This window comes from Frisingicoccus caecimuris (genome assembly GCF_004340975.1).
GTDB classification, from domain to species: domain Bacteria; phylum Bacillota; class Clostridia; order Lachnospirales; family Lachnospiraceae; genus Frisingicoccus; species Frisingicoccus caecimuris.
On sequence record NZ_SLXA01000008.1, the window covers coordinates 37,294 to 59,814 of the forward strand.

At 43.2% G+C, this 22,521-nt stretch carries 24 protein-coding genes and 1 tRNA gene; 5 read left to right on the forward strand and 20 right to left on the reverse strand.

The genetic code is table 11. The features are described from left to right. Positions 1–97 precede the first annotated feature (97 nt). The gene (locus tag EV212_RS08825; protein WP_132091978.1) at positions 98–877 is read left to right on the forward strand and encodes an adaptor protein MecA; all 780 of its coding nucleotides are present in this window, start codon (positions 98–100) and stop codon (positions 875–877) included. 61 nt (positions 878–938) lie between these two features. Here the strand turns inward: EV212_RS08825 and EV212_RS08830 are convergent, their stop codons facing one another. Further along, on the reverse strand, positions 939–1,148 hold the full coding sequence (locus EV212_RS08830) for a DUF1858 domain-containing protein (RefSeq protein ID WP_132091981.1): 210 nt from the start codon (positions 1,146–1,148) through the stop codon (positions 939–941). Positions 1,149–1,388: 240 nt separating this feature from the next. On the opposite strand from EV212_RS08830, the gene EV212_RS08835 reads away from it, so the two are divergent. Then, positions 1,389–1,562 carry a DUF362 domain-containing protein gene (locus EV212_RS08835; protein WP_132091984.1) on the forward strand — a complete coding sequence of 58 codons (174 nt, stop codon included), beginning with the start codon at positions 1,389–1,391 and terminating at the stop codon, positions 1,560–1,562. Between the two features lie 123 nt (positions 1,563–1,685). Here EV212_RS08835 and EV212_RS08840 read toward each other — a convergent pair whose 3' ends face one another. The 4 genes from EV212_RS08840 to EV212_RS08855 form a co-directional block, all read right to left on the reverse strand. Beyond that, positions 1,686–2,435, reverse strand: coding sequence for a MerR family transcriptional regulator (locus EV212_RS08840; RefSeq protein WP_132091987.1), 750 nt, complete (start codon positions 2,433–2,435; stop codon positions 1,686–1,688). A gap of 169 nt (positions 2,436–2,604) precedes the next feature. Further along, the gene (dnaB, locus tag EV212_RS08845) at positions 2,605–3,939 is read right to left on the reverse strand and encodes a replicative DNA helicase (protein WP_132092178.1); all 1,335 of its coding nucleotides are present in this window, start codon (positions 3,937–3,939) and stop codon (positions 2,605–2,607) included. 7 nt (positions 3,940–3,946) lie between these two features. After that, positions 3,947–4,393 carry a 50S ribosomal protein L9 gene (gene rplI / locus EV212_RS08850; RefSeq protein WP_132091991.1) on the reverse strand — a complete coding sequence of 149 codons (447 nt, stop codon included), beginning with the start codon at positions 4,391–4,393 and terminating at the stop codon, positions 3,947–3,949. Further along, the gene (locus EV212_RS08855) at positions 4,394–6,442 is read right to left on the reverse strand and encodes a DHH family phosphoesterase (RefSeq protein ID WP_132091994.1); all 2,049 of its coding nucleotides are present in this window, start codon (positions 6,440–6,442) and stop codon (positions 4,394–4,396) included. Between the two features lie 166 nt (positions 6,443–6,608). Between EV212_RS08855 and EV212_RS08860 the strand changes: the two genes are divergently transcribed. Both EV212_RS08860 and EV212_RS08865 read left to right on the forward strand, forming a co-directional pair. Next, positions 6,609–7,166, forward strand: coding sequence for a DJ-1 family glyoxalase III (locus EV212_RS08860; protein WP_132091997.1), 558 nt, complete (start codon positions 6,609–6,611; stop codon positions 7,164–7,166). A gap of 2 nt (positions 7,167–7,168) precedes the next feature. Further along, positions 7,169–7,579, forward strand: coding sequence for a C-GCAxxG-C-C family protein (locus tag EV212_RS08865; RefSeq protein WP_132092000.1), 411 nt, complete (start codon positions 7,169–7,171; stop codon positions 7,577–7,579). A gap of 73 nt (positions 7,580–7,652) precedes the next feature. On the opposite strand, the gene EV212_RS08870 is transcribed toward EV212_RS08865, so the two are convergent. From EV212_RS08870 to EV212_RS08925, 12 genes are all read right to left on the reverse strand, one after another. Then, on the reverse strand, positions 7,653–9,335 hold the full coding sequence (locus EV212_RS08870; RefSeq protein WP_132092003.1) for an L-lactate permease: 1,683 nt from the start codon (positions 9,333–9,335) through the stop codon (positions 7,653–7,655). Positions 9,336–9,791: 456 nt separating this feature from the next. Next, entirely contained in the window at positions 9,792–10,136 is a 345-nt protein-coding gene (locus EV212_RS08875; protein WP_132092006.1) for a hypothetical protein, read from the reverse strand. A 110-nt stretch (positions 10,137–10,246) separates the two neighbouring features. Beyond that, a complete protein-coding gene (locus EV212_RS08880) occupies positions 10,247–11,932 on the reverse strand; it encodes an L-lactate permease (RefSeq protein ID WP_132092008.1) in 1,686 nt (561 codons plus the stop codon). A 453-nt stretch (positions 11,933–12,385) separates the two neighbouring features. Then, the gene (gene rpsR, locus EV212_RS08885; protein ID WP_132092011.1) at positions 12,386–12,649 is read right to left on the reverse strand and encodes a 30S ribosomal protein S18; all 264 of its coding nucleotides are present in this window, start codon (positions 12,647–12,649) and stop codon (positions 12,386–12,388) included. A 45-nt stretch (positions 12,650–12,694) separates the two neighbouring features. Continuing rightward, positions 12,695–13,141, reverse strand: coding sequence for a single-stranded DNA-binding protein (locus EV212_RS08890; protein ID WP_132092014.1), 447 nt, complete (start codon positions 13,139–13,141; stop codon positions 12,695–12,697). A 31-nt stretch (positions 13,142–13,172) separates the two neighbouring features. Further along, the gene (gene rpsF / locus EV212_RS08895; RefSeq protein ID WP_132092017.1) at positions 13,173–13,460 is read right to left on the reverse strand and encodes a 30S ribosomal protein S6; all 288 of its coding nucleotides are present in this window, start codon (positions 13,458–13,460) and stop codon (positions 13,173–13,175) included. Between the two features lie 105 nt (positions 13,461–13,565). After that, positions 13,566–13,748 carry a DUF951 domain-containing protein gene (locus EV212_RS08900; RefSeq protein ID WP_132092020.1) on the reverse strand — a complete coding sequence of 61 codons (183 nt, stop codon included), beginning with the start codon at positions 13,746–13,748 and terminating at the stop codon, positions 13,566–13,568. 98 nt (positions 13,749–13,846) lie between these two features. Continuing rightward, a tRNA-Thr gene (locus EV212_RS08905) sits at positions 13,847–13,919 on the reverse strand. 48 nt (positions 13,920–13,967) lie between these two features. Then, on the reverse strand, positions 13,968–15,005 hold the full coding sequence (locus EV212_RS08910; protein WP_132092023.1) for a DUF2804 domain-containing protein: 1,038 nt from the start codon (positions 15,003–15,005) through the stop codon (positions 13,968–13,970). A gap of 22 nt (positions 15,006–15,027) precedes the next feature. Then, on the reverse strand, positions 15,028–16,326 hold the full coding sequence (locus EV212_RS08915) for a pyrimidine-nucleoside phosphorylase (RefSeq protein WP_132092026.1): 1,299 nt from the start codon (positions 16,324–16,326) through the stop codon (positions 15,028–15,030). 14 nt (positions 16,327–16,340) lie between these two features. After that, positions 16,341–16,943: a GDSL-type esterase/lipase family protein gene (locus EV212_RS08920; protein ID WP_132092029.1), complete on the reverse strand. Its 603-nt coding sequence runs from the start codon at positions 16,941–16,943 to the stop codon at positions 16,341–16,343. An 88-nt stretch (positions 16,944–17,031) separates the two neighbouring features. Further along, positions 17,032–18,411, reverse strand: a complete 1,380-nt coding sequence (locus EV212_RS08925; protein WP_132092034.1) for a L,D-transpeptidase family protein — start codon at positions 18,409–18,411, stop codon at positions 17,032–17,034. Positions 18,412–18,561: 150 nt separating this feature from the next. On the opposite strand from EV212_RS08925, the gene EV212_RS08930 reads away from it, so the two are divergent. Beyond that, a complete protein-coding gene (locus tag EV212_RS08930; protein ID WP_132092037.1) occupies positions 18,562–18,723 on the forward strand; it encodes a DUF1540 domain-containing protein in 162 nt (53 codons plus the stop codon). A 53-nt stretch (positions 18,724–18,776) separates the two neighbouring features. On the opposite strand, the gene EV212_RS08935 is transcribed toward EV212_RS08930, so the two are convergent. The 3 genes from EV212_RS08935 to glf form a co-directional block, all read right to left on the reverse strand. Next, entirely contained in the window at positions 18,777–19,685 is a 909-nt protein-coding gene (locus EV212_RS08935) for an aldose 1-epimerase family protein (RefSeq protein ID WP_243115516.1), read from the reverse strand. A 681-nt stretch (positions 19,686–20,366) separates the two neighbouring features. Continuing rightward, on the reverse strand, positions 20,367–21,347 hold the full coding sequence (locus EV212_RS08940; RefSeq protein ID WP_132092040.1) for a LysR family transcriptional regulator: 981 nt from the start codon (positions 21,345–21,347) through the stop codon (positions 20,367–20,369). 53 nt (positions 21,348–21,400) lie between these two features. Continuing rightward, positions 21,401–22,498, reverse strand: a complete 1,098-nt coding sequence (glf, locus tag EV212_RS08945; protein WP_132092043.1) for a UDP-galactopyranose mutase — start codon at positions 22,496–22,498, stop codon at positions 21,401–21,403. Positions 22,499–22,521: the final 23 nt, after the last annotated feature.

Genomic DNA, 22,521 nt, shown 5'->3' on the forward strand with positions numbered 1-22,521 from the left:
AAATTTTATAAAATTTAATACTTTAATCTCTTTACAGTTTCCGCTGCTGTAGGTATACTGTAGGTAACCTCAATCCTACATTAAAGGAGTGATTTCTATGAAGATTGAGAGACTTAATGAAAATCAGATTCGCTGTACGTTGAGCAAAGAAGATTTAGTAAATCGTGAGATTAAGCTGAGCGAGCTTGCTTACGGTTCTGATAAAGCCAAGCGGTTATTCCGCGATATGATGATTCAGGCTTCCACAGAGGTCGGATTTGAAGCGAACGATATTCCGCTTGTCATTGAAGCCATTCCTGTCTCCAGTGAATGTATTATATTAATCGTAACAAAGGTGGAGGACCCAGAAGAGCTGGATACTCGATTTTCAAAGTTCTCACCAACGAATATATCTCTGGATGATGAGGATTCGGAAGATGAATCTTCCGACAGTCCGACCGGTTACCGCAGTGCGGCAGACATTTTGGATTTATTCAAAAAGATCAGTGAGGAATTGATCGTCAAAGAGATTTCCTCCGACGAATCCCAGATTCCTCTGCCTTCCGGTTCCAAGCCGCAAAACCTCCGATCCCTTGGGAATCTGAATATGACAAAGATTTTCTGTTTCCATCGATTGGACGATGTATGCCGCTATGCTGACGCTATCTATTCCAGATATCACAGCTCGAACACCTTATATAAAGATCCGAAAACCGGCGAGTTTTACCTGATCCTCACAAAAGGCAAGGCATCTCCGCAGCTATTCAATAAAGTCTGCAATATCGCCATTGAATACGGCGATTATGTACCGGCCACCGACGCATCTGTGGCTTACTATAATGAACATTATAAAGTGATTTTAAAAAACAGGGCTATCCAAAAACTGGCGAATCTGTAAACAGTAAAAACAGCGGGAAGTATCTCTCCCCGCTGTTTTTCTACGTCTATTGAATTGAATCCTATTTATTATTCTTTTCAAGGAAGTTATTAATTTCTGCAACTAACGCTGCCGGATCAATACCATGGACCATTGCTGCTTCAGCGATGGTTTCACCCTGAGAAGATGGACATCCCAGACAATGCATCCCAATGCTCATTAAAATAGGCGCTACACCTGCATCGATTCTTAATAAATCGCCAATCATAGTATCTTTTGTTACCTGTGCCATTTCAAAGTCCTCCTTCTGAAATTTTAATCATTGCTTATTATAATACATTATCTCCAGGTTTGCAAGTCCTCAATCACCCCTGCCTATTTTCCAGATATTCTCAATTATTTAGCTAAATGATAAATTATATCATTCATCTATCATGTTATGCTTGTCTAACCGATGCCTTTTGTATTACAATAAGGTCGTACAATTTAAAAGTACTAATTGATTTATCATACTTATAAGGAGGTAACTATCATGGCATATGTAATTTCTTCTGATTGTGTTTCCTGTGGTGCTTGTGCTGGCGAATGTCCAGTAGGCGCTATCGTTGAAGGCGATGGAAAATACGAAATCAAAGCTGATGACTGCATCGATTGCGGTACTTGCGCAGGAACATGCCCTACAGGCGCTATTTCTCAGGCTGATTAATTCTAAAAGAATAAAAAGTAAGGTGCTTCGGTTTTTCCGTAAGCACCTTATTTTTTTAGGACGCTCTTCCGGTCATCTACCACCTCACGAGCGCCCTCTCCCTGTATTTTTAAAATTATTTTTTCATCTGCGGAACAGACTAAAATGCCTCTTATGCATTTTGGTCGGCGTATATGGCGGAAGTTTCGCCGCAGCCGCTTCCTGATATCCCCGCTGTCTTCCCCGAATGGCTTCATCCAGCTTTCTGAAACGCATTTCCTCCCTTTGCTCCCGTTCCTGTTCCATAACATCCATCTCCCGCATCAACCGTTCGGTCACCTGCCGTGCAATTGACTCTTCCAATTTCAGGTTATTCGCCTGAAGCGCCTGAGACACGATACCATCCATTATGTATTTAAAATGACTCATCTTCTCCGCCGGACTTACCGTAACAGCGACAGGTTTTTCTGTTTCTTCTACCTTTGCCAATTCCGTCACCTTTTCTTTTGCGGTTTTTTCCTCCGAATTCTGCACCTTTTCTTCAGTCTTTTGAACCTTCTCCTCTGTTCTCTGAGTCTTTTCTTCAACTTTCTTAGATTTTCCTTCCGACTCTCCAAAATTTTGCCGTACATTATTCAGTGAGATAATCTTCGTCTCTTTTTCTTCCTCAAACATGATCTCAAGAACATCTTTTATCGCTTTCAACTGAAATCCTCTGTCCTTTAACGCCCGTATTTGGCAAAATACATCGATTTCCCGCTGTGTATAATAACGATGGCCCATTTCATTCCTTGGTATGTCCAGTGACAGTTCGTCCTCCCAGTACCGAAGTACATGAGATTCAACCTTCACCATTTTTGCCGCATCCGATATTGTGTATCGCATCTCTTCCATAGAATACCTCCACTTAACCTTCTCGTTATCTAACAATCAAATTATAGCAAACCCCCAAAATATTTCAATTTTATGCCCTAACAACTTATCGACACCGGTCTTTCGAAAAACAAAAAAACCGGTCACATTATTCGTGACCGGCTTAATATACGCCGAAATATGCGCTATTTTATTTTTTTGATTTATTAGCAAACTTCGTGTAATTCGGAAGCCATACCAGTTCTACCGTTCCAATCGGTCCGTTACGCTGTTTTGCAATAATAATCTCGGAAATATTTTTCTTATCCGTATCTTTATTATAGTAATCATCCCTGTAGATGAACATTACCACATCCGCATCCTGCTCTATGGCCCCGGATTCACGTAAATCGGACAAAATAGGCCGATGGTCAGGCCGTGTCTCACAGGCTCGTGAGAGCTGAGACAATGCAATAACCGGTGCGTTAATCTCTCTGGCTAAAGCTTTTAATGAACGGGAAATTTCGGATATCTCCTGCTGCCTTGAATCCGTCCGTTTACTGCCGCCGCTCATGAGCTGAAGATAATCGATAATGACCAGTCCCAGATCATTCTCGAGCTTAAACTTCCGACACTTGGAACGCAGCTCAGAAATGGAAATTCCAGGAGTGTCATCTATGATCAGAGGCGCCTTACTTATATCGCCTGCGCTTTCAATAAGCTTTTCCCAATCATTAGCGCTCAGATTACCTGTACGAATCAACTGAGAATCCACTTTTGACTCCATAGAAAGCAAACGGTTGACGAGCTGGTCCTTCGACATTTCCAAACTGAATATGGCCGTCGGTACTTTATTTTTCACAGCAATGTACTGAGCCAGATTCAGAACAAACGCTGTTTTTCCCATAGATGGTCTGGCTGCCACCAGAATTAAATCCGACGGTTGAAAACCGGATGTCTTATAGTCCAGATCATAAAATCCGGTAGCCAGTCCGGTGACTGTTCCTTTGTGTTTCGCCGCCAGTTCAATCTTGTCAATAACACTTAAGACCACATCCCGGATGGGTACAAAATCATCGGAACTTTTTTTCTGGAGTAAATCAAAAATCTTTTTTTCCGTTTCCTCCAGGATCTGGTCTACAGGCTCTTTTCCGAGATAACAAGTATTGGCAATCTCCTCATTCGCCCGTATCATTCGGCGAAGAAGGGCCTTTTCCGCCACAGTTTCCGCATAGTGCTTTATATTAGCTGAGGTCGGCACATCGTTTAAAATGCCGCTGATAAACTCCACACTGGTCAGTTCCGGCGGCACATCCTTATTTTTCAGCCGCTCCTGCAGTGTGACCAGATCTACCGGCTTATCTTCCCCGTACAGCTCCGTCATCACGTCAAAGAGAATTCCATACTGTCTCTGGTAAAAATCATCACTGGTGATCATCTCCGAAGCCGTCACAATAGCATCCGCATCCATCAGCATGGAACCGATAACAGCCCGTTCCGCCTCATCACTGTGCGGTAATATTCTCTTGATCAACGCTTCTTCCATCGCCATATCAGGCCTCCACAACCTTCACTTTCAATTCTCCTGTTACCTTCGGATGTACCTTATAAGGCACAATGACCGTGCCCACCATACGAATCGGCTCCTGCAGATTCAACTTTTTCTTGTCAATATCCAGATTGAGCTGAGCCTTGGCCGCAGCGGCAATCTCCTTCGTAGAAACCGAACCAAATACCCGTCCGCCTTCGCCGGTCTTTATGGATACCGTAACGACTTTTTCTTTTAATTCCTCAGCAAATACTTTCGCTGCTTCAAGCTGCTCTTTGGCAATTTTCTCTTCATTTGCCTTTTTCAGTTTCAGATCATTCATATTCCTGGCCGTTGCTTCCAAGCCAAGTTTTTTCTTCAGAATAAAGTTTCTTGCGTAACCTTCATTCACTTCCACAAGTTCACCTTTCTTTCCAAGGCTCTTTACATCTTCTAATAAAATAACTTTCATCTATATCGCTCCTTCTTTCTGCATCTCCGCTATCGTCCGTTTCACAAGGTCCATTCCCTGAGCTTCTGTCATATTCTGAAGCTGAGCTCCGGCAATCGTACTATGACCGCCGCCGCCGATGCGTTCCATGACAAGCTGGACGTTAATTCCATCCTGACCCTCCATCGAACGTGCACTGACATAAATCGTTTCTTTTACCTGGGTAAATACAAAGGATGCTTTGATTCCTGTAATATTTAAAAGTTCATTGGCCACCTGTGCACCGACGATGGTCGGACTTTCCAGTCCCTCCGCAGGACAGGATGCATAAGCCATATTATTTTCCATTTGCGCATGGCGCACGGCTTCCGCCCGGGCCCGGTAAATTTCCATGCTGTCTCTGAAAGCCAGATGGACGCGGGTAATATCCGCGCCACTCTTTTTCAGGAAAGCGGCAGCTTCAAAGGTACGCGCCCCTGTCTTACTGGAGAAATTGTTCGTATCGATCATCAATCCGGCAAACATGGCATCCGCCTCAATCGGTCGCAGTTTTACGCCATCCGTAATATACTGTAAAATCTCGGCAACCATCTCGCAGGCCGATGACGCATAGGGTTCAATATAGGACAATACCGGACTTTCAATAGACTCGCTGCTCTGACGGTGATGATCCAGAATGACCACAGTTTTCGTTCGATTCAAAAGCTCCGGTCCTTCCGTGTAGGATGGACGATTCACATCCACCACGATCAGCGCCGTCTCCATATTCATGATCGCGGCCGCTTCGCTGCTTCTCAGGAACATATCCGGTTCATAATCCGGATTATTTTTAAAATTATTAATAATCGGACGCACGGATGTCGTAATTTCATTAATAACAATATGCGCCGGTTTATTCAGGGATTTCGCTGCCCGATACACACCAATGGCCGAGCCAAAGGAATCTACATCGCCAATCTTATGTCCCATGATGATAACCTGGTCTTTTCCGAGGATAATCTGTTTCAGAGCATGGGCCTTCACACGGGCTTTCACACGAGTTCCTTTTTCCACCTGCTTCGTCTTGCCGCCATAGTAGGAAATTTTATCTCCGGCTTTAACAACCGCCTGATCACCGCCGCGGCCAAGAGCCAGATCAATGGCATTCTGCGCCCACGTATAGGACTGTCCATAGGAAATAGCATTCATCCCCACACCGATACACAATGTGACAGACATTTCATTACCTATGTTAATCTCCCGAACTTCATCCAAAATGGAAAAACGGCTGGATTGGATGGCTGACATATGTTTATGATTTACCACAAATGTATATCTGTCTTTTTCCACTTTAGTGATAATCGCATCATAAGACTGCATATATTTTGTAATCTTTCGCTCGATCAGAGCTGCCAGCAGAGACCGCCGGACCTCTTCCGTACTGTTCATGGCCTCTTCAAAATTGTCAATAAAAATAATACCGGCAACCAGTTTCTGCTCCTGATTTTCCCGAATATATCGCCGTATATCCGTCTCATCGAACATAAACATGGCAATCAGAAGATTTTCCGGATGATCGAAGCCAACAAGATCATTATGCTCGGCAAAATCCTCCACATGCATCCGACAAAACTCTGTCCGATATACCCGATTCTCATGGACGATTTCTAAATAGCACTTCTCCTCCATCTCCAAAACTTTCTGCAGATCCAGTGCAGGAAATACACTCAGAATATTTTTCCGTACAGCCGTGTTTCCAATAAGCTTTGACAGAGCCTCGTTCTCCCACATCAACTTTCCTGTCGCATCAAGAACTCCGTAAGGTACTTCCAGTTCATGAAGCAACTTTTTTTGTACCTGACCAAACTGAAGACCAAAGTTAATCAATTCCTCCATAATAGCTGGCTTGGAATAAAAGGATACAACGACGGAAAATATCAGATGGACAAGAAAAAAAACGCCCATCAGAGCGCCTGCCTTATGGTCGATCACCGTAACGCCCAACGTCATAACCCCTACAATGATATTCAATATAATCGGCCATCGCAGGTACCATTTCAAACGCCCTTTGATTTCCATATCATTTCTCATTATATTACCTCTTTTTTCTGAATTATATCAATACAGGTAAAAGCAACTTATCCTATATTATAGCATTTTACGAAGTTCTGGTAAACACTTTTCTCTATTTCAAAATCAACGAATCTATAGTATAATAGGAACAATTACAAATATGATTGAAAGAAGGTGCCACCACATGAGTCGAGTTTGCATTTTTTTCGCACCGGGTCTTGAGGAAATTGAAGGTTTAACTGTTGTAGACCTGATGCGCCGTGCCGACATACCGGTCCGTATCGTTTCCATCAGCGATACACTGGAAGTCACCGGTGCCCATGGTATTCATATCACAGCGGATACCTGTTTTACCGACACGGATTTTTCAGATACGGAGATGCTGGTTCTGCCGGGGGGAGCCCCAGGGACCTGCAACCTGAATGCTTGCGAACCTCTCAAAGCTTTATTAAAGGAATTTTATGATAAGGGTAAATATATCGGAGCCATATGTGCCGCGCCTATGGTCCTCGGACATCTTGGCTTTCTTAAAGGCCGGAAAGCGACCTGCTATCCGGGCTTCGAAAATGACTTGATCGGCGCTGTCCATGTAACTGATGATGCGGTTATTGACGGACATATCATCACAAGCCGCGGTCTGGGCACCGCCATCGAATTTGCCGCTGCACTGATCGGCCTGCTGACTGACGCGTCCATCGCGGAAGATATAAAAAAATCTGTAATGTATTCAAAGGAGAAATAACTATGTCAGACAGAATCACCAAAGCTCTTGAAAATCACGATAAAAATTATAATTGCTGTCAATCTGTTGCCTGCGCTTTCTGCGATCTGGTCGGCATTGACGAAGAAACCATGTTTAAAGCCGGAGAAGCCTTTGGTCTGGGCATGGGCGGTATGCACGGCACCTGCGGCGCTATCACCGGAGCCGTCCTTCTGGCCGGTTTTAAAAACAGTTCAGCCAACCTGGAACAGCCAAATTCAAAAGGGGCAACCTACAAGCTTTCCGCGGCTATCGTTAATGAATTCCTGAAAAAAAACGGAGCTATTGCCTGCTGTGACCTAAAGGGTGTTGAAACAGGAAAAGTTCTCCGTTCCTGCCCGGGTTGCATCGAGGATGCCGCACGGATTGCTGAAGAAATCCTCGGATTAAAATAGTAAAGGATATGTCTCTTGTTATATAAAGAAGGTCTCCGAAGCATCACTTCGGAGACCTTTTTATGTATCTTCCTTATGCGATCGGATTAAATCCGGAAAGAATCAAACCGCCAAGAATCAAAATAGTTAATGCGGCGTAGATCAGACAAGGAACCACGTTGGAACGCATCAGACGACCTTCGGCACCGATCGTACCACAAGTTGCACATGCAGAAACGATATTGTTTACACATACCATGTTACCCATAGCACCACCCATAACCTGCATAGCCAGGATCAGCATTGGAGCCAGTCCAAGACGAGTTGCTGCTGCGTACTGAAGTGTGGAGAACAGTGTACAGGAAACAGTTGCTGAACCGGAAATGAAAGCTCCGATAACACCGATGATAGGCGCTACGACAATATAAGCTGTACCAAAGAGATCTGCAAGACCGTTAGCCATAACAATCAGCATACTGTCCATGCCGCTGTTATTGAACTGTGCACCGGACATCTTGAACAACTGAACCATGGCAATACCAAAAAGTAATGCGATGGCAGCGCCGCCAACCATGGAGAAGGTCTGTTTCCAGGCAGCTTTCACACGTTCACCGTTCATCTTATGCAACGGAATGATCAGCAAGGCAACAAGAATGAATGGAAGTACGCCCGGGTTCCAAGCCCATTTCCATGCAAAACCAACTTCAACACCGAAGATGGAGTTGATCGCGATGGCAAATGGTGGTGTTGTAACATTAAGAATCCCTTTGATACCAATCTGAGGAATACGTGTGATTACAAGGATGATAGCAATGATACCATATGGTACCCATGCCATAACAGGGGACATAGTTGTTTCCACTTTCATGGATTCATCTTCCTGAACATCGGATGTAGATTTCCAGTGTTCGGCCCACTGAGAATGTTCCGGGAATTCAAACTTGCTCTTAGGAACAAAGATACCCTTTTTAGCTGTAACAACACAGATAACCAATGCGATCAAAGCACCGATCAACGACGGGAACTCTGGTCCAAGGAAAGCTGCGCAGATCAAATATGGTACAACGAAGGCTACCGCTGACAATAAAATGTATGGGATAACTTCAATTGCATATTTTGTTGATTTGTCTTTACCGAACATCTTAACCATCATAAATACAACGATAAAGATAATGATCGGACAAATAATCGCACTCGGGATAGCTACCCATTTTGTCAATCCTAATTTCCATGCTTCAGTATTCGTGACACCTGCAGCACCCAGCTCACTGGAAACCATGTTGAATGCGGTGTTTGTCGGTGTACCAACAGCGCCGTAGGCAACCGGCGTGCTGTTCATGATCAGGGCGCACATCGCTGCACAAAGCGGCGGGAATCCCAAACCAATCAACAACGGAGCAGCCAGAGCAGCTGGTGTACCAAAACCGGCAGCACCTTCAATAAATGCACCGAACATAAAACCGATAATAATAACCTGAATACGCGGGTCATCACTCACGCTTGTGAACATACGGTTGATAACGCCCATACCACCGGACTGTTTCAATGTGTTCATGATCAAAATCGCGCCAAAGATGATAACGATGGTATCAATGGAATTCAGGAAACCGGCGATCGTCTGAGCAGCGATCGTGATGATGTCCATTTTCCATGCGGCAAAACAAACCACTGCTGTGATAAGCCATGCCAGCGGAAGGGCGATTTTTGCCGGCCAGTTAAATCCGGCCATAACAATAATTGTGACAATGATTGGAATAAAAGCTATAATTGCATACATGTTTTTTCCTCCCTCTCTTAAACCCTGTCAGCCTTTATTTTATCGTCCGAATCCTGCTAGATTCAGGATTCTTCTAATATTGTTAATAATATTACAATATTCAAGATTAGTCAACACTTTTTAGACAATCCGCACATTAAATTGGCGCTTTTTTATCTTCATTTTGTTAAATATGTATCATTTTATTTTTTTAATTTATTTTTTTTGAATATTTTTTAAATTTGAATATGTTTTCTTTCTAATTTATTGTACATTTTGTACATATAAAAATACAATGTGGACGACTATTTGGAAATTGGTTAAACCATTCAAAACTTGATTCAAAATTGGTCAAACCATTAAACACACTTTTTTGCTTTTTGTTTGTTATTTTCTTAACATTTTATTGTTAAAAAAACCCCAGTCTGTTTTTCAGTCTGGGGCCTTATTCTTTCATACCCATCCGGGCATACTTATTTATTTTCTGATGTTCTTATCTTTTGTTGCTTTATGCGCCGCATCCCGGATACTGATGTTCTGGCCACCTTTTATTTTAGAAGCGCTGGTCAGTTTCGGCTGTTTTTTTCCATGTCCGGATGCATTCATGTTATTTTTACTTTTCTTTTTACCACTCTTTATCTGTGCATTTCTTTCTTCTTCCGCTTTTTTCTCCATGCGCTTCTTAAAATCCAGATAAAGACAGTACAAAACGATGGCCGCGCTGAAAAGAGTCATATAAAACCGGCTTGTACCCTGCAAATAACCAAAATAAACCATCACGCCCGCTCCCGCGGCAACCAGAATATACATAATGATAAACATCTCAAGTTCCCCTGCCTATCTCATAAAACTAAGGGCCATCGCAGCGCGACGGCCCTCTTATAGTATAATTTACTCTTTTCCTGTCGTCAATCTTTTTTTAATCCCCATCATCAGAGTACAGATACTAATCCCAGATTCATAACAATGAGGGATACGACAACGACAACAATACAGAATGCAATACATGGAACAAAGTTTGTACGGATGATCTTACCTTCGTTACCCATCGTACCTGTAGTTGCACAAGCCGAAACAACGTTGTTTACACAAACCATGTTACCGATTGCACCACCGTTGTTCTGGAGTGCAACGATAATAACCTGCGGCAAGCCAACCATGGTTGCCGTCTCAAACTGCAGACCGGAAAACAGTGTATTCGATACCGTATTGGAACCGGACATGAACGCGCCAAGAACACCGATCAGCGGCGCGATGATAATATATGCACCTCTGAAAATAGAACCAAGGCCGTCAGCCATCATGGTCAACATAGAACCAAGACCTTTAGATGCTCCATCCATCATATATGTAACGGTCACGCTATCATTTGCAGAATTACGGAAGATGTAAACCATCGCAACACCAAACAAAAGTGCGATCGCAGCGCCTTTAACCTGATTCAGAGAACCAGCCCAGGCCGTTTTAACAGCCTTGCCATCCATCTTATGCAAAGCAATCGTAATAAGCGCAACAATGATGAAAATAACACCCGGATTCCACAGAATCGCCCAGCTCCAGTTGATTACCGGAAGTGTGATCTTAAAGCTCTTCATAGCACCTGCCCAACTGTCCGGCTGTAAAGTGGACCACACACGAGTGATAACCAGTGCACCGCCGATAATGAAATATGGAAGCCATGCTTTCATCAGAGGCATATCCGACTGAGCCGGTTCGGAAACTTCAGATACGGACAGCCAGCTCTTATCCCAATTTTCCTTCGCATCGAAAGTCCATTCGTTCTTTGGCATGAGGAAGCCGCTCTTAGAAGTTGCAAGAACAACAAACAATGTAACAACGGCTGCTACAAGAGACACAAGCTCCGGACCGATAAATCTTGCAATTATAAGATAAACAACGTCAAATACAACAGCTACAAATACGATAAATGGAAAAACTTCAAAAGCTTTGGAAACTTTTCTGTGTTCCGCATCTTTACCAAACATCGTAACAAGAATGATAATGCCGAGAGTAATGATAACAAAAGCGCCCACGGCCATGTTTACAGCTGAGAAAAAAGTCAGCTCTGAAAGAAAACCTTCCGCACTGTGCCCAAGATTTGTAACAGACTCAGAAACAACAGCAAATGCGGAGTTTGTCGGTGTACCCACCGCACCATAACATACCGGTACGGAGTTGTAGATCAGAGCAACAATAGCGGCCGCCAATGGTGGGAAGCCCACGCTGATCAGCAGCGGCGCTGCAAGCGCTGCAGGTGTACCGAACCCGGCGGCACCTTCAATAAACGCGCCAAAAATGAAACCGATAATAATTGCCTGAATACGTGCATCTGAAGAAATGCCTGTAAACATGCGATTAATTGCAGCCATAGCGCCTGATGCAGATAAAGTGTTCATGATCAGGATAGCACCAAAAATGATAACCAGCACGGCGAACGCCTCAAGGAAACCGATGACCGTTTGTGTCACAGCGGCCGCAATACTCATCTTCCATACCGCAACACCAATCACAAACGCCAATGCCCACGCCAACGGAAGTGCTCTCTTCGCCGGCCAGTTAAAACCGACCATCAATACAACCGTAACAATGATAGGAATAAAAGCAATTATAGCATACATAAATAAAACCCCTCCTTTTGAATCCCTTTTCGAATCCCTTTTGCTTTTTTATTTGCAAGTTCCCTTTCATAATGTTAATAATATTACAATCCGTTTTATTCGTCAATACCTTTTTGGATATTTTGCATATTTTTTTTACTGTTTGTCCAATATTTTTGTTAATTATGTATCATGTTTTTGTTTTTTAATATTTTTTTCACAATTTTAAGAAAATAGTATATAGTTATTTTGTCTATTTTTTATTTTATTTTTTGTGCTTTTTGTCTTTTTTGTGTGGTTCACCAGTCAAAAAGCACCAAGTGGTTAGACCACTTAAAACACTTTTTCAGGATTGGTTGAACCATTTCAAACACTTTTTTGATATTTCATTAACAATCATTCCCGTTTTCAGCAAACCAAAAAGAGAGCATCCTTTCGGACACTCTCTTCAACTTCCCATTATATGCGCCTTAATTAATCTACGATATAAGGCATAAGTGCGATATGTCTTGCTCTCTTGATAGCAACTGTAAGAGCTCTCTGATGTTTTGCACAGTTTCCTGTGATTCTTCGAGGAAGAATCTTACCTCTTTCAGAGATATATCTTTTTAATTTGTTTACATCCTTGTAATCAATTACAGCGTTTTTATCTGCACAATATACGCAGACTTTTTTTCTTCTGCGTCCGCCACGTCTCTTCATTGGAGAGTCGCTTCTTTTTTCTCTATCGAATGCCATACTATTAACCTCCTAATCCAAATTCTAATTTCCGGAATCTAACATTTAGCTGAAAGGTAATTCCTCATCCAAACCGTCCGGAATATTCATAAAACCATCACCTACAGGAGCACTCGGTGCTGCTGCCGCGGCCGGCCGACTGCCATAGGCTGCTGCGGACTGGTCACTGGCCGCTTTGCTCTCGGCAAATTCCTGATCTTCCACAATGACGTCTGTCGTATAAACTTTAACACCGTCACGGTTTGTATAACTGCCGGTCTGGATTCTTCCGGACACAACAATACGGATACCCTGTCTGAAATACTTTTCCGCAAATTCTGCACTGCGTCCAAATGTCACACAGTTGATGAAATCTGCATCCGGCTCTCCGGCTCTTTTAAATGTCCGATTGACCGCCAATGTATATCTGGCAACTGCTACCGGGCGTTCCCCCTGAGAATACCGTACTTCAGGATCTCTTGTTAATCTTCCCATCAAAATAACTTTATTCATTTAGACTTACACCTCTTTCTGAAAATGAAAATTAAGCGTCCTGTCTAATGCATAAATACCGAATTACATTTTCCATGATGCGAACTCGCTGTTCAACTTCATTTGGACAATTAGAATCAGATTCGAAAGTAATGAAATAATAGAAGCCTTCTTTCATCTTCTGAATTTCGTAAGCTAACTTTCTCTTACCCCATTCATCCACGTTTGTCACATTGCCACCGAAACGAGTAATGATGTCTTTAACCTTTTCTACGGTTGCGGCTCTTTCCTCATCTTCGATTTTAGTTGTGACAACAACGCATAATTCATACTTCTTCATGCTGCTGCACCTCCTTCTGGTCTTCTGGCCCTCTGTCATACGCAGAGAGCAAGGAATAATAAAAAACATATCACGATTAATCATGATAACATAAAAAAAGACTTGTTACAAGTCTCTTTTTAAATTTCTGATATTTTTTTCCACCAGTTTCCTGGAAATCATAACAGGATGCCCGCAGCCGACACACTTCAAACGAAAATCCGCACCAATTCGCAGGACTTCCCATTCAAAACTTCCACAGGGATGCTTTTTTTTCAATTTTATAATATCCCCTACCTGAATATCCATAATAGCCTCGCATCAAAACATTTTCTATAAATTCCCGCTTCCGATGCTGCGCATAGGCGCATCCCGTCACGCCATGCGGGGTATGGTAAAAAAAAGCGAGCTACTGAGGGGATTCGAACCCCTGACCTACGCATTACGAGTGCGTCGCTCTACCGACTGAGCCACAGTAGCCTGCTTTTCCATTATACCAAATTAATTGATTTTGTCCAGCCCTAAATATTAATATTTATTATGAACGACCTCTACCGCACAAAGAAAATCTTTAATATCCAGCACTTTTCCGTCATCCAGGACGGCTTTCCCGGTAAATCGGCCAAATACCTGATGCTGGTCTGTCATAATAATCTTCATGTCGGTTTTGGCACTTCGGTCAAATATCGGAATAAAATCCCCTTCCAGACGCTCGTCGGAGGAAAGAATCTGCCAGCGCTCAGTATACAGTTCATTACCATCCATATCCTGAGGGATGCACAGCGTCACATCGGATAACTTATGGATCTTTCCGTCATAAAAAATCACATTTTCGCTGGCGGAGGTACGGTCGCTGAAACCATAACCGACATTAATTCCGAACGGCACCCCGTCGATCCGGCCACTTCCGGTCCCCCAGTACCATATATTGTCATAAGTCCATACGCCCCGTCCCCAGTCCAGAACGCCCATGGCATCCTCCGGCTTAAACCGCCACTGTTCTTCGCCCAGACGGATACAACCGCTGGCCGGCAGACAATTGATTTTCTGATTATAATAAAAGGCCTTCGGCTTATCTGGCCACGGTGTTGCAATGCACATACTCTCCGCTGGTTTCTGCAGCAGCCATATTTCCGCATTCAAGTCCTGTCCATCCTTAAAGCTCTTAAAATGGCACTGAATCTTCCTGCGGTCAAAAACCATAGAGTATTTCAAATGTACCCGACGATTTTGGAAATTGGCATTCCCATAATCCGAATGGCTCCCGAGGCGGAGCCGTCCCATTGTAAGCGGGACCAGCACGGTTTCCGTATGATGCCAGGTATTGTCAAAATCCAGCACGGAAACACTGATCATCCCCAGATAACCTAAATCCGAAATGGTAAAAGCCGCTCCAAAATGGTCATTGGTGATCAGATAATAATCCCATTCCTTAATCCGATATTTTGGCGCCTTAATTTTTTTTCTGTCATACTGCCATACGAGGCTCCGCGCCCAGCCAGGCTCATTCACACACCCTTTTCCATCCAGCAATGGCTGTATCTGCGTCACTTCATGCTGTTTCATAAAACCACCCCTTTCATCGGTTTTACAACGTCTTATAAATCAATTGCTTTTCAGGAACCGGCTCAGCACTCATTTCAAAAGCAGTGTATAATCGTTCCAGCCACTCTCCCTCTAGTGGGCCACGATGATGCACCCAGGCCAGAATATCGCCCGGTTTTACAAAATCTCCGGTTTTTTTGCCAAGAACAATGCCTGTTTCCGGGTGGATCACATCTTCCTTTGTTTCCCGTCCGGCTCCAATCTCCATGGCAAGCCGTCCAAGTTCCAGAGCTCTCGCCCTTCGGATATAGCCCCGTTCTTTCGAAAATACAGGTGTCACAAAATCTGCTTTTGGAAGCAGTTCCGGATGCTCGATCTGATCTGCATCTCCCCCCTGAGCTCTGACCATTTGCTTTAACTTCTTCAATGCACTGCCATCGGCAATAACAGCCTCCATTTTCCGGCGTCCCTCCGTTTTGTCTGCCGTCAGCCCGGCTTCCGCCAGAATATTAGCCCCGCTGCTCAAAACCAACTCTGTAAAATCTGCCGGTCCCTGTCCCCGGAGTGTATCCACTGCTTCCTTCACTTCCAGCGCATTTCCGATAGCCCTCCCCAAAGGTTCATTCATATCCGTGATCATCGCCCGAACCTTCCGTCCGCAGGCTTCACCCAGATAAATCATCATTCTCGCCAGTTCTACTGCTTCTTTCGCCGTTTTCATAAAAGCTCCGTCGCCGTACTTCACGTCCAGCTCAATCACTTCCGCTCCCGCTGCCAGTTTTTTTGAGATAATGCTGGAAGCAATAAGTGGAATCGATGCCACCGTTCCGGTCACATCCCGAAGAGCATACAGCTTTTTATCCGCCGGCACAAGGCTTTCCGTCTGTCCAATGACCGCAATTCCGATATCCTGTACCTGCCGAATGAATGTCTCTTTGTCCAAATAACAATTAAACCCTCGAATAGATTCCAGCTTGTCCAGTGTTCCTCCGGTAGAGCCGAGCCCCCTGCCTGACATCTTTGCCACCTTTGCACCGCAGGCCGCCAGCATCGGTCCCAGGGCCAGCGTCGTCTTATCTCCCACGCCGCCTGTGGAATGCTTATCTACTTTGATACCCTCAATCCGGCTCAGATCAATCGTCTCACCACTCTCCATCATTGCCATTGTCAAGGCCGATGTTTCGCGGGCCGTCATCCCATTCAAGCAAATTGCCATCAACAGAGCACTCACCTGATAATCCGGAATCTCACCGGCCACATAGCGTAGAATCCACCAACGGATCTCTTCCTCTGTAAGCTCTTCTTTCCATCGTTTTTTTTCAATGATATCCACAAAACGCATCCGTATCACCTCCATTATCCACAAACGCCCTTTATTTTCCGATAAGTATCACAGAAAATCTCTGCCATTACCGCATAACCTTCTCTTGTTGGATGAACGCCATCCTGAAAAGCCCGGCTTATTCCCTTTCCTGCAAGATATTCAGGGAATTTTTTCTGAAAATCCACATACGGGATCTTCCTACATTCGCAGTAATTCAAAAGCCACTCTCTGTAACCAGAAAACAGAGCCATTGTCTCATCAATACCTAAAAAACTATACCAGCAGTCTTTCAACATTGCGCCGTCCACCTGAAGCGGAATGCCGACCATTGGTTCAATCCCCGCTGTCAGGGCCTTTCCAATAATCATATCCATACTTTCTCTTGTATGGGCCTGTGGAATCCCCATAAGAATATCGTTGGCTCCCGCCATGACAAATACATCTTTTGGATGGTTCCAAACGACATCTTTCATAAAGCGAACGTTCATACCATCTGCCGTATCCCCATTCTCCCCTTTATTTAATATATTAATCCCCAATGTCTTCGATGCCAGATAAGGCCAGGCATACCGGGGACTTACGCCATATCCATAAACAATGCTATCCCCCAGGCACACTAAATCGACTCTTTCCATGTAAATCCCCCGCTTGTCCTTTTATTTAATCTCAGTATAGCATCAAAAAAGGACATTGTGAATGTCAAAGTCCACAATGTCCCTTTTACTAATAATACATGATAACCGGCGTACCTATTTCAACATTCCAGAACATTGACTCGACCGCATCATACGGTGTATTAATGCAGCCGTGAGAACCGGAAGTCAGGTATTCCGTGCCGCCATAAGTGGAACGCCACAGTGAATCATGAATTCCCACACCACCAACAATCTTCATCCAAAAATTTACCGGCTGTCTGTAATCATCACCGACGAGAACAATATTCTGAAGACGATTATGAATATAATAGACTCCGGAAGGCGTGCCATGTCCAGTACTCATCGTGCCGGATGTAATCGGTGTCGAAATAAAAAGCGCACCATCTTTATAGTACCACATATACTGGCCGGACAAATCAATCTCTATATAGGTAGATCCAATATCATCGGGTGAATTCGGATCCAGATAATCATATGGTGTCATATAATAAATTGGTTCCCGGCTTGTAACCCGCTTGTTCTTGATATCGTCCATCAGCAACTCAATCTCGCTGTCAACATCTGTTCCCCAGCCGTAGCTTCCAGGATTCAACGTAATCCAATATCCCCGGGAAGAGTAAAAATCCCGGTAAGAATTAATGGTGTCGTATTTATTTGAAATCTCACACAGATAATCGTACGCGGCACTTTCTGAAACATAGAAATCTCCGTTTTCACCCCGGCGAATCCATTTTCTGATCTGCTCCTTACCAATCTTTTCTTCATTTCCATGGAAATCATAGGTTATTTCTGCCTGGCACAATTCATCGACCTTTTTCAGCTCATCCTGAATCTCCGGAGACTCGGTCGTAATCTTTGGCAATTCATAGCATCCGGCCTCTTCCAATGAAATCTCCGACTTTCCACTGCCCATAGCCTTGGCGATTTCTTCTTTTACAGTCTCTTTTTTCAGCGTATTGCCCTTATTCTCTTTCACCAGATTTACGCCATTATCATCAACATTTAAAGACGCATTGACCGGGGCTGTCATTTCCTGAGTCATACACTGAAGCTCGTCAATCTTTTTATTTAATTTTTCTTCATTCCATTCATAGACAGCTTTAATTTCATAATCCGTCTGTGAAAAGAATTTTACCGGCCAGAGCCAGCCCATCTCTTTTATCTTTAACTCATCAACTTCATCAAAATTGTAATCGAAATCGAAGTCTTTTCCGGAAAGGACTTCCGTTGTGCCTTCAATCGTCAGCACTTTCATTTCATAAGCCATCATCGACTGCTCCAATGTTTCTTTGACCGATTCCGGAGACTCATTGGACACATCTGTTCCATTGATGGAAGTATTTGGATAGAATACCTGAATAAAATAAATAGATACGCCAACATAACATGCCGCCAAAACACCAGCGGCACATCCTGAAACAATTAACACTTTTTTCTTATTGCTCATTTTCTCTGTCTTTCTATATTAAGTCCAAAACATGTCAGATTTAATATTCCCTTTTCTGAATAGAATTAAAACTATGTTGCATACTATTTCGTGTAAACCCTTCCAAGGATTTATAAATCAATTATCAAACATTTGAAAGGAGTCTATAACATGAGTAAAAATGCTTGTATCCAGTGTTCTATCAAAGAATGCAAACACCACTGCGGAACAGAAGATTATTGTACTTTAAACCAGATTAAAGTCGGTACTCACGAAAATCATCCGACAAAAATCGAATGTACTGACTGCGAATCCTTCGTATTCAGAGCATAATCTCCCGCAAAGAGAAGGAAGTGGACAGCTATAAACTGTCCACTTTTCTCTTTTTAAGAAAATTCCATAAAATAGGCAGCTTCAAATATTTCATTCGGCTGGAGACATTGTATCCAGTCCTTTTCAATCAGATCACCAGAGAAACCTTCTCTGTCACATCGCCCATACCAGGGTTCGATGCATACAAAAGGCGCCTGCTTTCCAGGCGGTGACCAGACGCCAAACAACGGCGCCGCAAAAGTCACGGTAACATATGGCCGTTTATCCGGGCGTATCAGATAAACCCGAGTCGTCTGATTTTCAAAGATCAGCGTATCCTTTGTGAACGTTTCTCTGTCAAATCTGTAGAGTCCCTGCTCCAGCGGGAGCTCATATTCCTGTGGCTCATAAAGCCCTCTCCGGCTGATTGAATGATATTTGGGATTTCCACGCCCCTCCATATCAAAACCTATATAATAATCTGTCTGTGCCTGGTTCTTTTCCAACGGACAGCGAAACGCCGGATGTCCACCAATTGAAAATAACATCGGCTCAGAATCCCGGTTTGTCACCACCCATTTCACCTCAAGAACACGTCCCCTGAGGCGGTAACGTACTGCCAGATGGAAATCAAAAGGATAACTCTTTTTTGTCACATCATTGGAGTCCAGAACAAACCATATCTGGTCGTCCGTCTCAGCACTCTTGCTGAAAATCATATCCCGGGCGAATCCATGACGCGGCATACGGTATTCACGACCATTATGCCGGTATGTCTGTCCATTCAGTTCTCCGACTACCGGAAACAGTAAGGGCGAACGTCGATTCCAATAATCCGGATCTCCATTCCACATATATTCTGTCTTATTTTTTGCGTCCTTAACGGACATAAGTTCAGCGCCCTGATTATTTATGTAAACAACCAACTCATCATTTCTCAGAAAATAGAAACGGGACACCTGTTTTCGTTTAAAAAGTCCCATATTCACTGCACCCCCGACACATAGCTATGTCAACCTGATACTAATTTTATCACAATCGCTCCAATATAACAATGCGGTTTTGCCCAATTTCTGTGTAAAATTCACTCCACATCTTATAACCTATAGTTATTATTTCAATAAATAATATGTATTTTACAATCTTTATCTACATGACTATAATGTAATCAAGGTTATATTATTAGCGGGAAATCACCACCGGCAGATGGTACTTTCAGGTGTATCATCTGTCCGGGATACCGGCTTCCTGAGTTGCCATTTTGGAGATATATACCTAAGCCCTCAATACAAAAAGAAGCATCACTCAGTCTCGTCCTTGCAAAGTGATACTTCTTTTTTTCTGTATACGAATTAAAACTGCCTTTTTCAACGAACTGGTTAAAAATTCATCTCTCCCCAGTTTCGTGACTGACGCATCATTAGAGCATACCACATCAAACATTCCATTTGACAGAATCCCAATTCCTATTACGGATGCAGAAGCAAACGTATCTTTTTTACATCACCATAAAAGATACAGCAAAATACAAATCATTGCTTTCAAAACTAAATTAACAGAAATATGGTCAGAGCACAGTCCCCTCCTGTTCCATTCATATTTCATTTCAATACAAAACCTTCCGGATTGGAACACCGGAAGGTTTTCTTTTAGTACATCTCTTTTTAATTTTTTTTAATCCTGGATTCTTCAGAATCCCAATTTCCACTCCATTCGACACTCGTATCCGCATAGTAGATATAATGAAATTCCTTATGTTCTTTCAAATATTCCTTTGTAAATTCTATAAATTGATTCATCGCATGCGTTCTCGGGCGATTTTTCAAACAAAAGAATCCGACATCCCAATTGAATCCCTCTTTAATCTTTACCGCCTTAATATCCGGCAGAGGACTTTTTTCTACCAACGGTCTCGGCAGTATGGAAACTCCAAGATTGGCATCGACCATCATCAACGGGAAATCCCACTGGCTGCTCTTCGCCGTCACATTCGGTGTGAATCCCGCCTGCATGCATAATTGCATAATATCATCATAGAGCAAATACTGTTCGTTCATAAGAACGAAATTTTCGTCTTTCATATCCCGGATACTGATTGCATCCACAGCTGCATAGGCCTTACTCCTGTGGACCACTGCCACGCCTTCATCGTGAGTCAGTGGTATCACCTGTACGTCTCTGGGAATCGGAACGTTTTCCGAAAGCATGCCCATTCCCAAATCCAAGCGCTCTTCTCTCAGGGCCGCATTGATATCTTTCGTGCCCTCTCCGGATACAGAAATATTGATTCCCGGATACTTCTTCTGGAACTCACAGATCAGCTCAAAATAGCATAAATAGCCAAGAATATTTGGAATGCCTATCTTAATCTCCCCTTGATTCGATAACCGGACGTCGTCGATCATCTTGTAAATGTCCTGAAACTGCTCAATCAAACATACAGATTTCTGTAACAGCGCCTGTCCCGTATCCGTCAATTCAAAACTTTTATTGGTTCTCTCAATCAATACTGTCTTCAATTCTGTCTCTAAAAGACGGATACTCTTACTCAATGCCGGTTGAGACAAATGTAAATGTTCCGATGCTTTTCGGAAATTTCTTGTCTTAGCCAATTCCACAAAATATTCCAATTGTCGAATATCCACGGCTTCACCCCTTTATTAAAATATAACCCTTCGTCCGCCCCCTCTATACAGACTTACAATTCCTTTGAAACCAGTTCGAGCGCCGCCTCAATAACCTTATCCATATCATAATACTGATAATTTCCAAGACGGCCGCCGAATATCACCCTATCCTCCTTTGCTGCTAATTTTTTATATTTCTCGAACAATGCATTGTTTGCGTCATTATTTACCGGATAGTACGGCTCCATACCTACTTTCCACTCAGAAGAATACTCTCTGGAGATCACGGTTTTTTCCTGCTGACCAAACTCAAAATGCTTGTGTTCGATAATCCGCGTATATGGCACTTCTCTCGCTGTATAATTTACAACGGCATTTCCCTGATAATTATCACAGTCAAGTACCTCTGTCTCAAAGCGCACAGAGCGATACTCCAGCGCTCCCAGCTTATAACCATAAAATTCATCGATCATACCGGTAAACAACGTCTTTTGTGCAATATCCGGATTTTCTTTTATAAATTGAAAATAATCCGTATTTGTTTTTACATCTACGCCATCCAACATTTTCTCAATGATTTTTGTATAGCCGCCCATAGGAATTCCCTGGAAACGGTCATTGAAATAATTATTATCGTATGTGAAGCGCAGCGGCAGACGCTTGATGATAAACGCCGGCAGTTCCGTACAATCACGCCCCCACTGCTTTTCCGTATAACCTTTGACCAGCTTTTCGTAAACATCACGGCCAGCAAGAGACAATGCCTGCTCTTCCAGATTCTTCGGTTCTTCAATGTGAAGTTCTTCAATCTGCTTTGCAATAATGTCTTTGGCTTCCTGCGGTGTACGGATATTCCACATCTTACTGAAGGTATTCATATTAAACGGCAGATTGTATAATTCATCTTTATATACTGCCACCGGCGAGTTAATATAGTTATTAAACTCTGCAAACTGATTCACATATTCCCAGGTAGCCTTATTGGATGTGTGGAAAATATGCGCGCCGTATTTATGCACATTAATTCCTTCGATTTCTTCACAATAAACATTACCGCCAATATGCGGCCTTTTATCGATCACCAGGCATGTCTTTCCCCGCTTCTTTGCTTCATACGCGAAGACCGATCCGAACAGCCCCGCCCCTACAACTAAATAATCGTATTTCATACCGATTCCTCCATTTTAATGAT

What these genes read in the sequence shown, in the direction of transcription:
- EV212_RS08825 (WP_132091978.1), top strand. Translation starts at nt 98, where the DNA reads ATGAAGATTGAGAGACTTAATGAAAATCAGATTCGCTGTACGTTGAGC.
- EV212_RS08830 (WP_132091981.1), bottom strand. Translation starts at nt 1,148, where the DNA reads ATGGCACAGGTAACAAAAGATACTATGATTGGCGATTTATTAAGAATC.
- EV212_RS08835 (WP_132091984.1), top strand. Translation starts at nt 1,389, where the DNA reads ATGGCATATGTAATTTCTTCTGATTGTGTTTCCTGTGGTGCTTGTGCT.
- EV212_RS08840 (WP_132091987.1), bottom strand. Translation starts at nt 2,435, where the DNA reads ATGGAAGAGATGCGATACACAATATCGGATGCGGCAAAAATGGTGAAG.
- dnaB (WP_132092178.1), bottom strand. Translation starts at nt 3,939, where the DNA reads ATGGAAGAAGCGTTGATCAAGAGAATATTACCGCACAGTGATGAGGCG.
- rplI (WP_132091991.1), bottom strand. Translation starts at nt 4,393, where the DNA reads ATGAAAGTTATTTTATTAGAAGATGTAAAGAGCCTTGGAAAGAAAGGT.
- EV212_RS08855 (WP_132091994.1), bottom strand. Translation starts at nt 6,442, where the DNA reads ATGAGAAATGATATGGAAATCAAAGGGCGTTTGAAATGGTACCTGCGA.
- EV212_RS08860 (WP_132091997.1), top strand. Translation starts at nt 6,609, where the DNA reads ATGAGTCGAGTTTGCATTTTTTTCGCACCGGGTCTTGAGGAAATTGAA.
- EV212_RS08865 (WP_132092000.1), top strand. Translation starts at nt 7,169, where the DNA reads ATGTCAGACAGAATCACCAAAGCTCTTGAAAATCACGATAAAAATTAT.
- EV212_RS08870 (WP_132092003.1), bottom strand. Translation starts at nt 9,335, where the DNA reads ATGTATGCAATTATAGCTTTTATTCCAATCATTGTCACAATTATTGTT.
- EV212_RS08875 (WP_132092006.1), bottom strand. Translation starts at nt 10,136, where the DNA reads ATGTTTATCATTATGTATATTCTGGTTGCCGCGGGAGCGGGCGTGATG.
- EV212_RS08880 (WP_132092008.1), bottom strand. Translation starts at nt 11,932, where the DNA reads ATGTATGCTATAATTGCTTTTATTCCTATCATTGTTACGGTTGTATTG.
- rpsR (WP_132092011.1), bottom strand. Translation starts at nt 12,649, where the DNA reads ATGGCATTCGATAGAGAAAAAAGAAGCGACTCTCCAATGAAGAGACGT.
- EV212_RS08890 (WP_132092014.1), bottom strand. Translation starts at nt 13,141, where the DNA reads ATGAATAAAGTTATTTTGATGGGAAGATTAACAAGAGATCCTGAAGTA.
- rpsF (WP_132092017.1), bottom strand. Translation starts at nt 13,460, where the DNA reads ATGAAGAAGTATGAATTATGCGTTGTTGTCACAACTAAAATCGAAGAT.
- EV212_RS08900 (WP_132092020.1), bottom strand. Translation starts at nt 13,748, where the DNA reads ATGGATATTCAGGTAGGGGATATTATAAAATTGAAAAAAAAGCATCCC.
- EV212_RS08910 (WP_132092023.1), bottom strand. Translation starts at nt 15,005, where the DNA reads ATGAAACAGCATGAAGTGACGCAGATACAGCCATTGCTGGATGGAAAA.
- EV212_RS08915 (WP_132092026.1), bottom strand. Translation starts at nt 16,326, where the DNA reads ATGCGTTTTGTGGATATCATTGAAAAAAAACGATGGAAAGAAGAGCTT.
- EV212_RS08920 (WP_132092029.1), bottom strand. Translation starts at nt 16,943, where the DNA reads ATGGAAAGAGTCGATTTAGTGTGCCTGGGGGATAGCATTGTTTATGGA.
- EV212_RS08925 (WP_132092034.1), bottom strand. Translation starts at nt 18,411, where the DNA reads ATGAGCAATAAGAAAAAAGTGTTAATTGTTTCAGGATGTGCCGCTGGT.
- EV212_RS08930 (WP_132092037.1), top strand. Translation starts at nt 18,562, where the DNA reads ATGAGTAAAAATGCTTGTATCCAGTGTTCTATCAAAGAATGCAAACAC.
- EV212_RS08935 (WP_243115516.1), bottom strand. Translation starts at nt 19,685, where the DNA reads ATGGGACTTTTTAAACGAAAACAGGTGTCCCGTTTCTATTTTCTGAGA.
- glf (WP_132092043.1), bottom strand. Translation starts at nt 22,498, where the DNA reads ATGAAATACGATTATTTAGTTGTAGGGGCGGGGCTGTTCGGATCGGTC.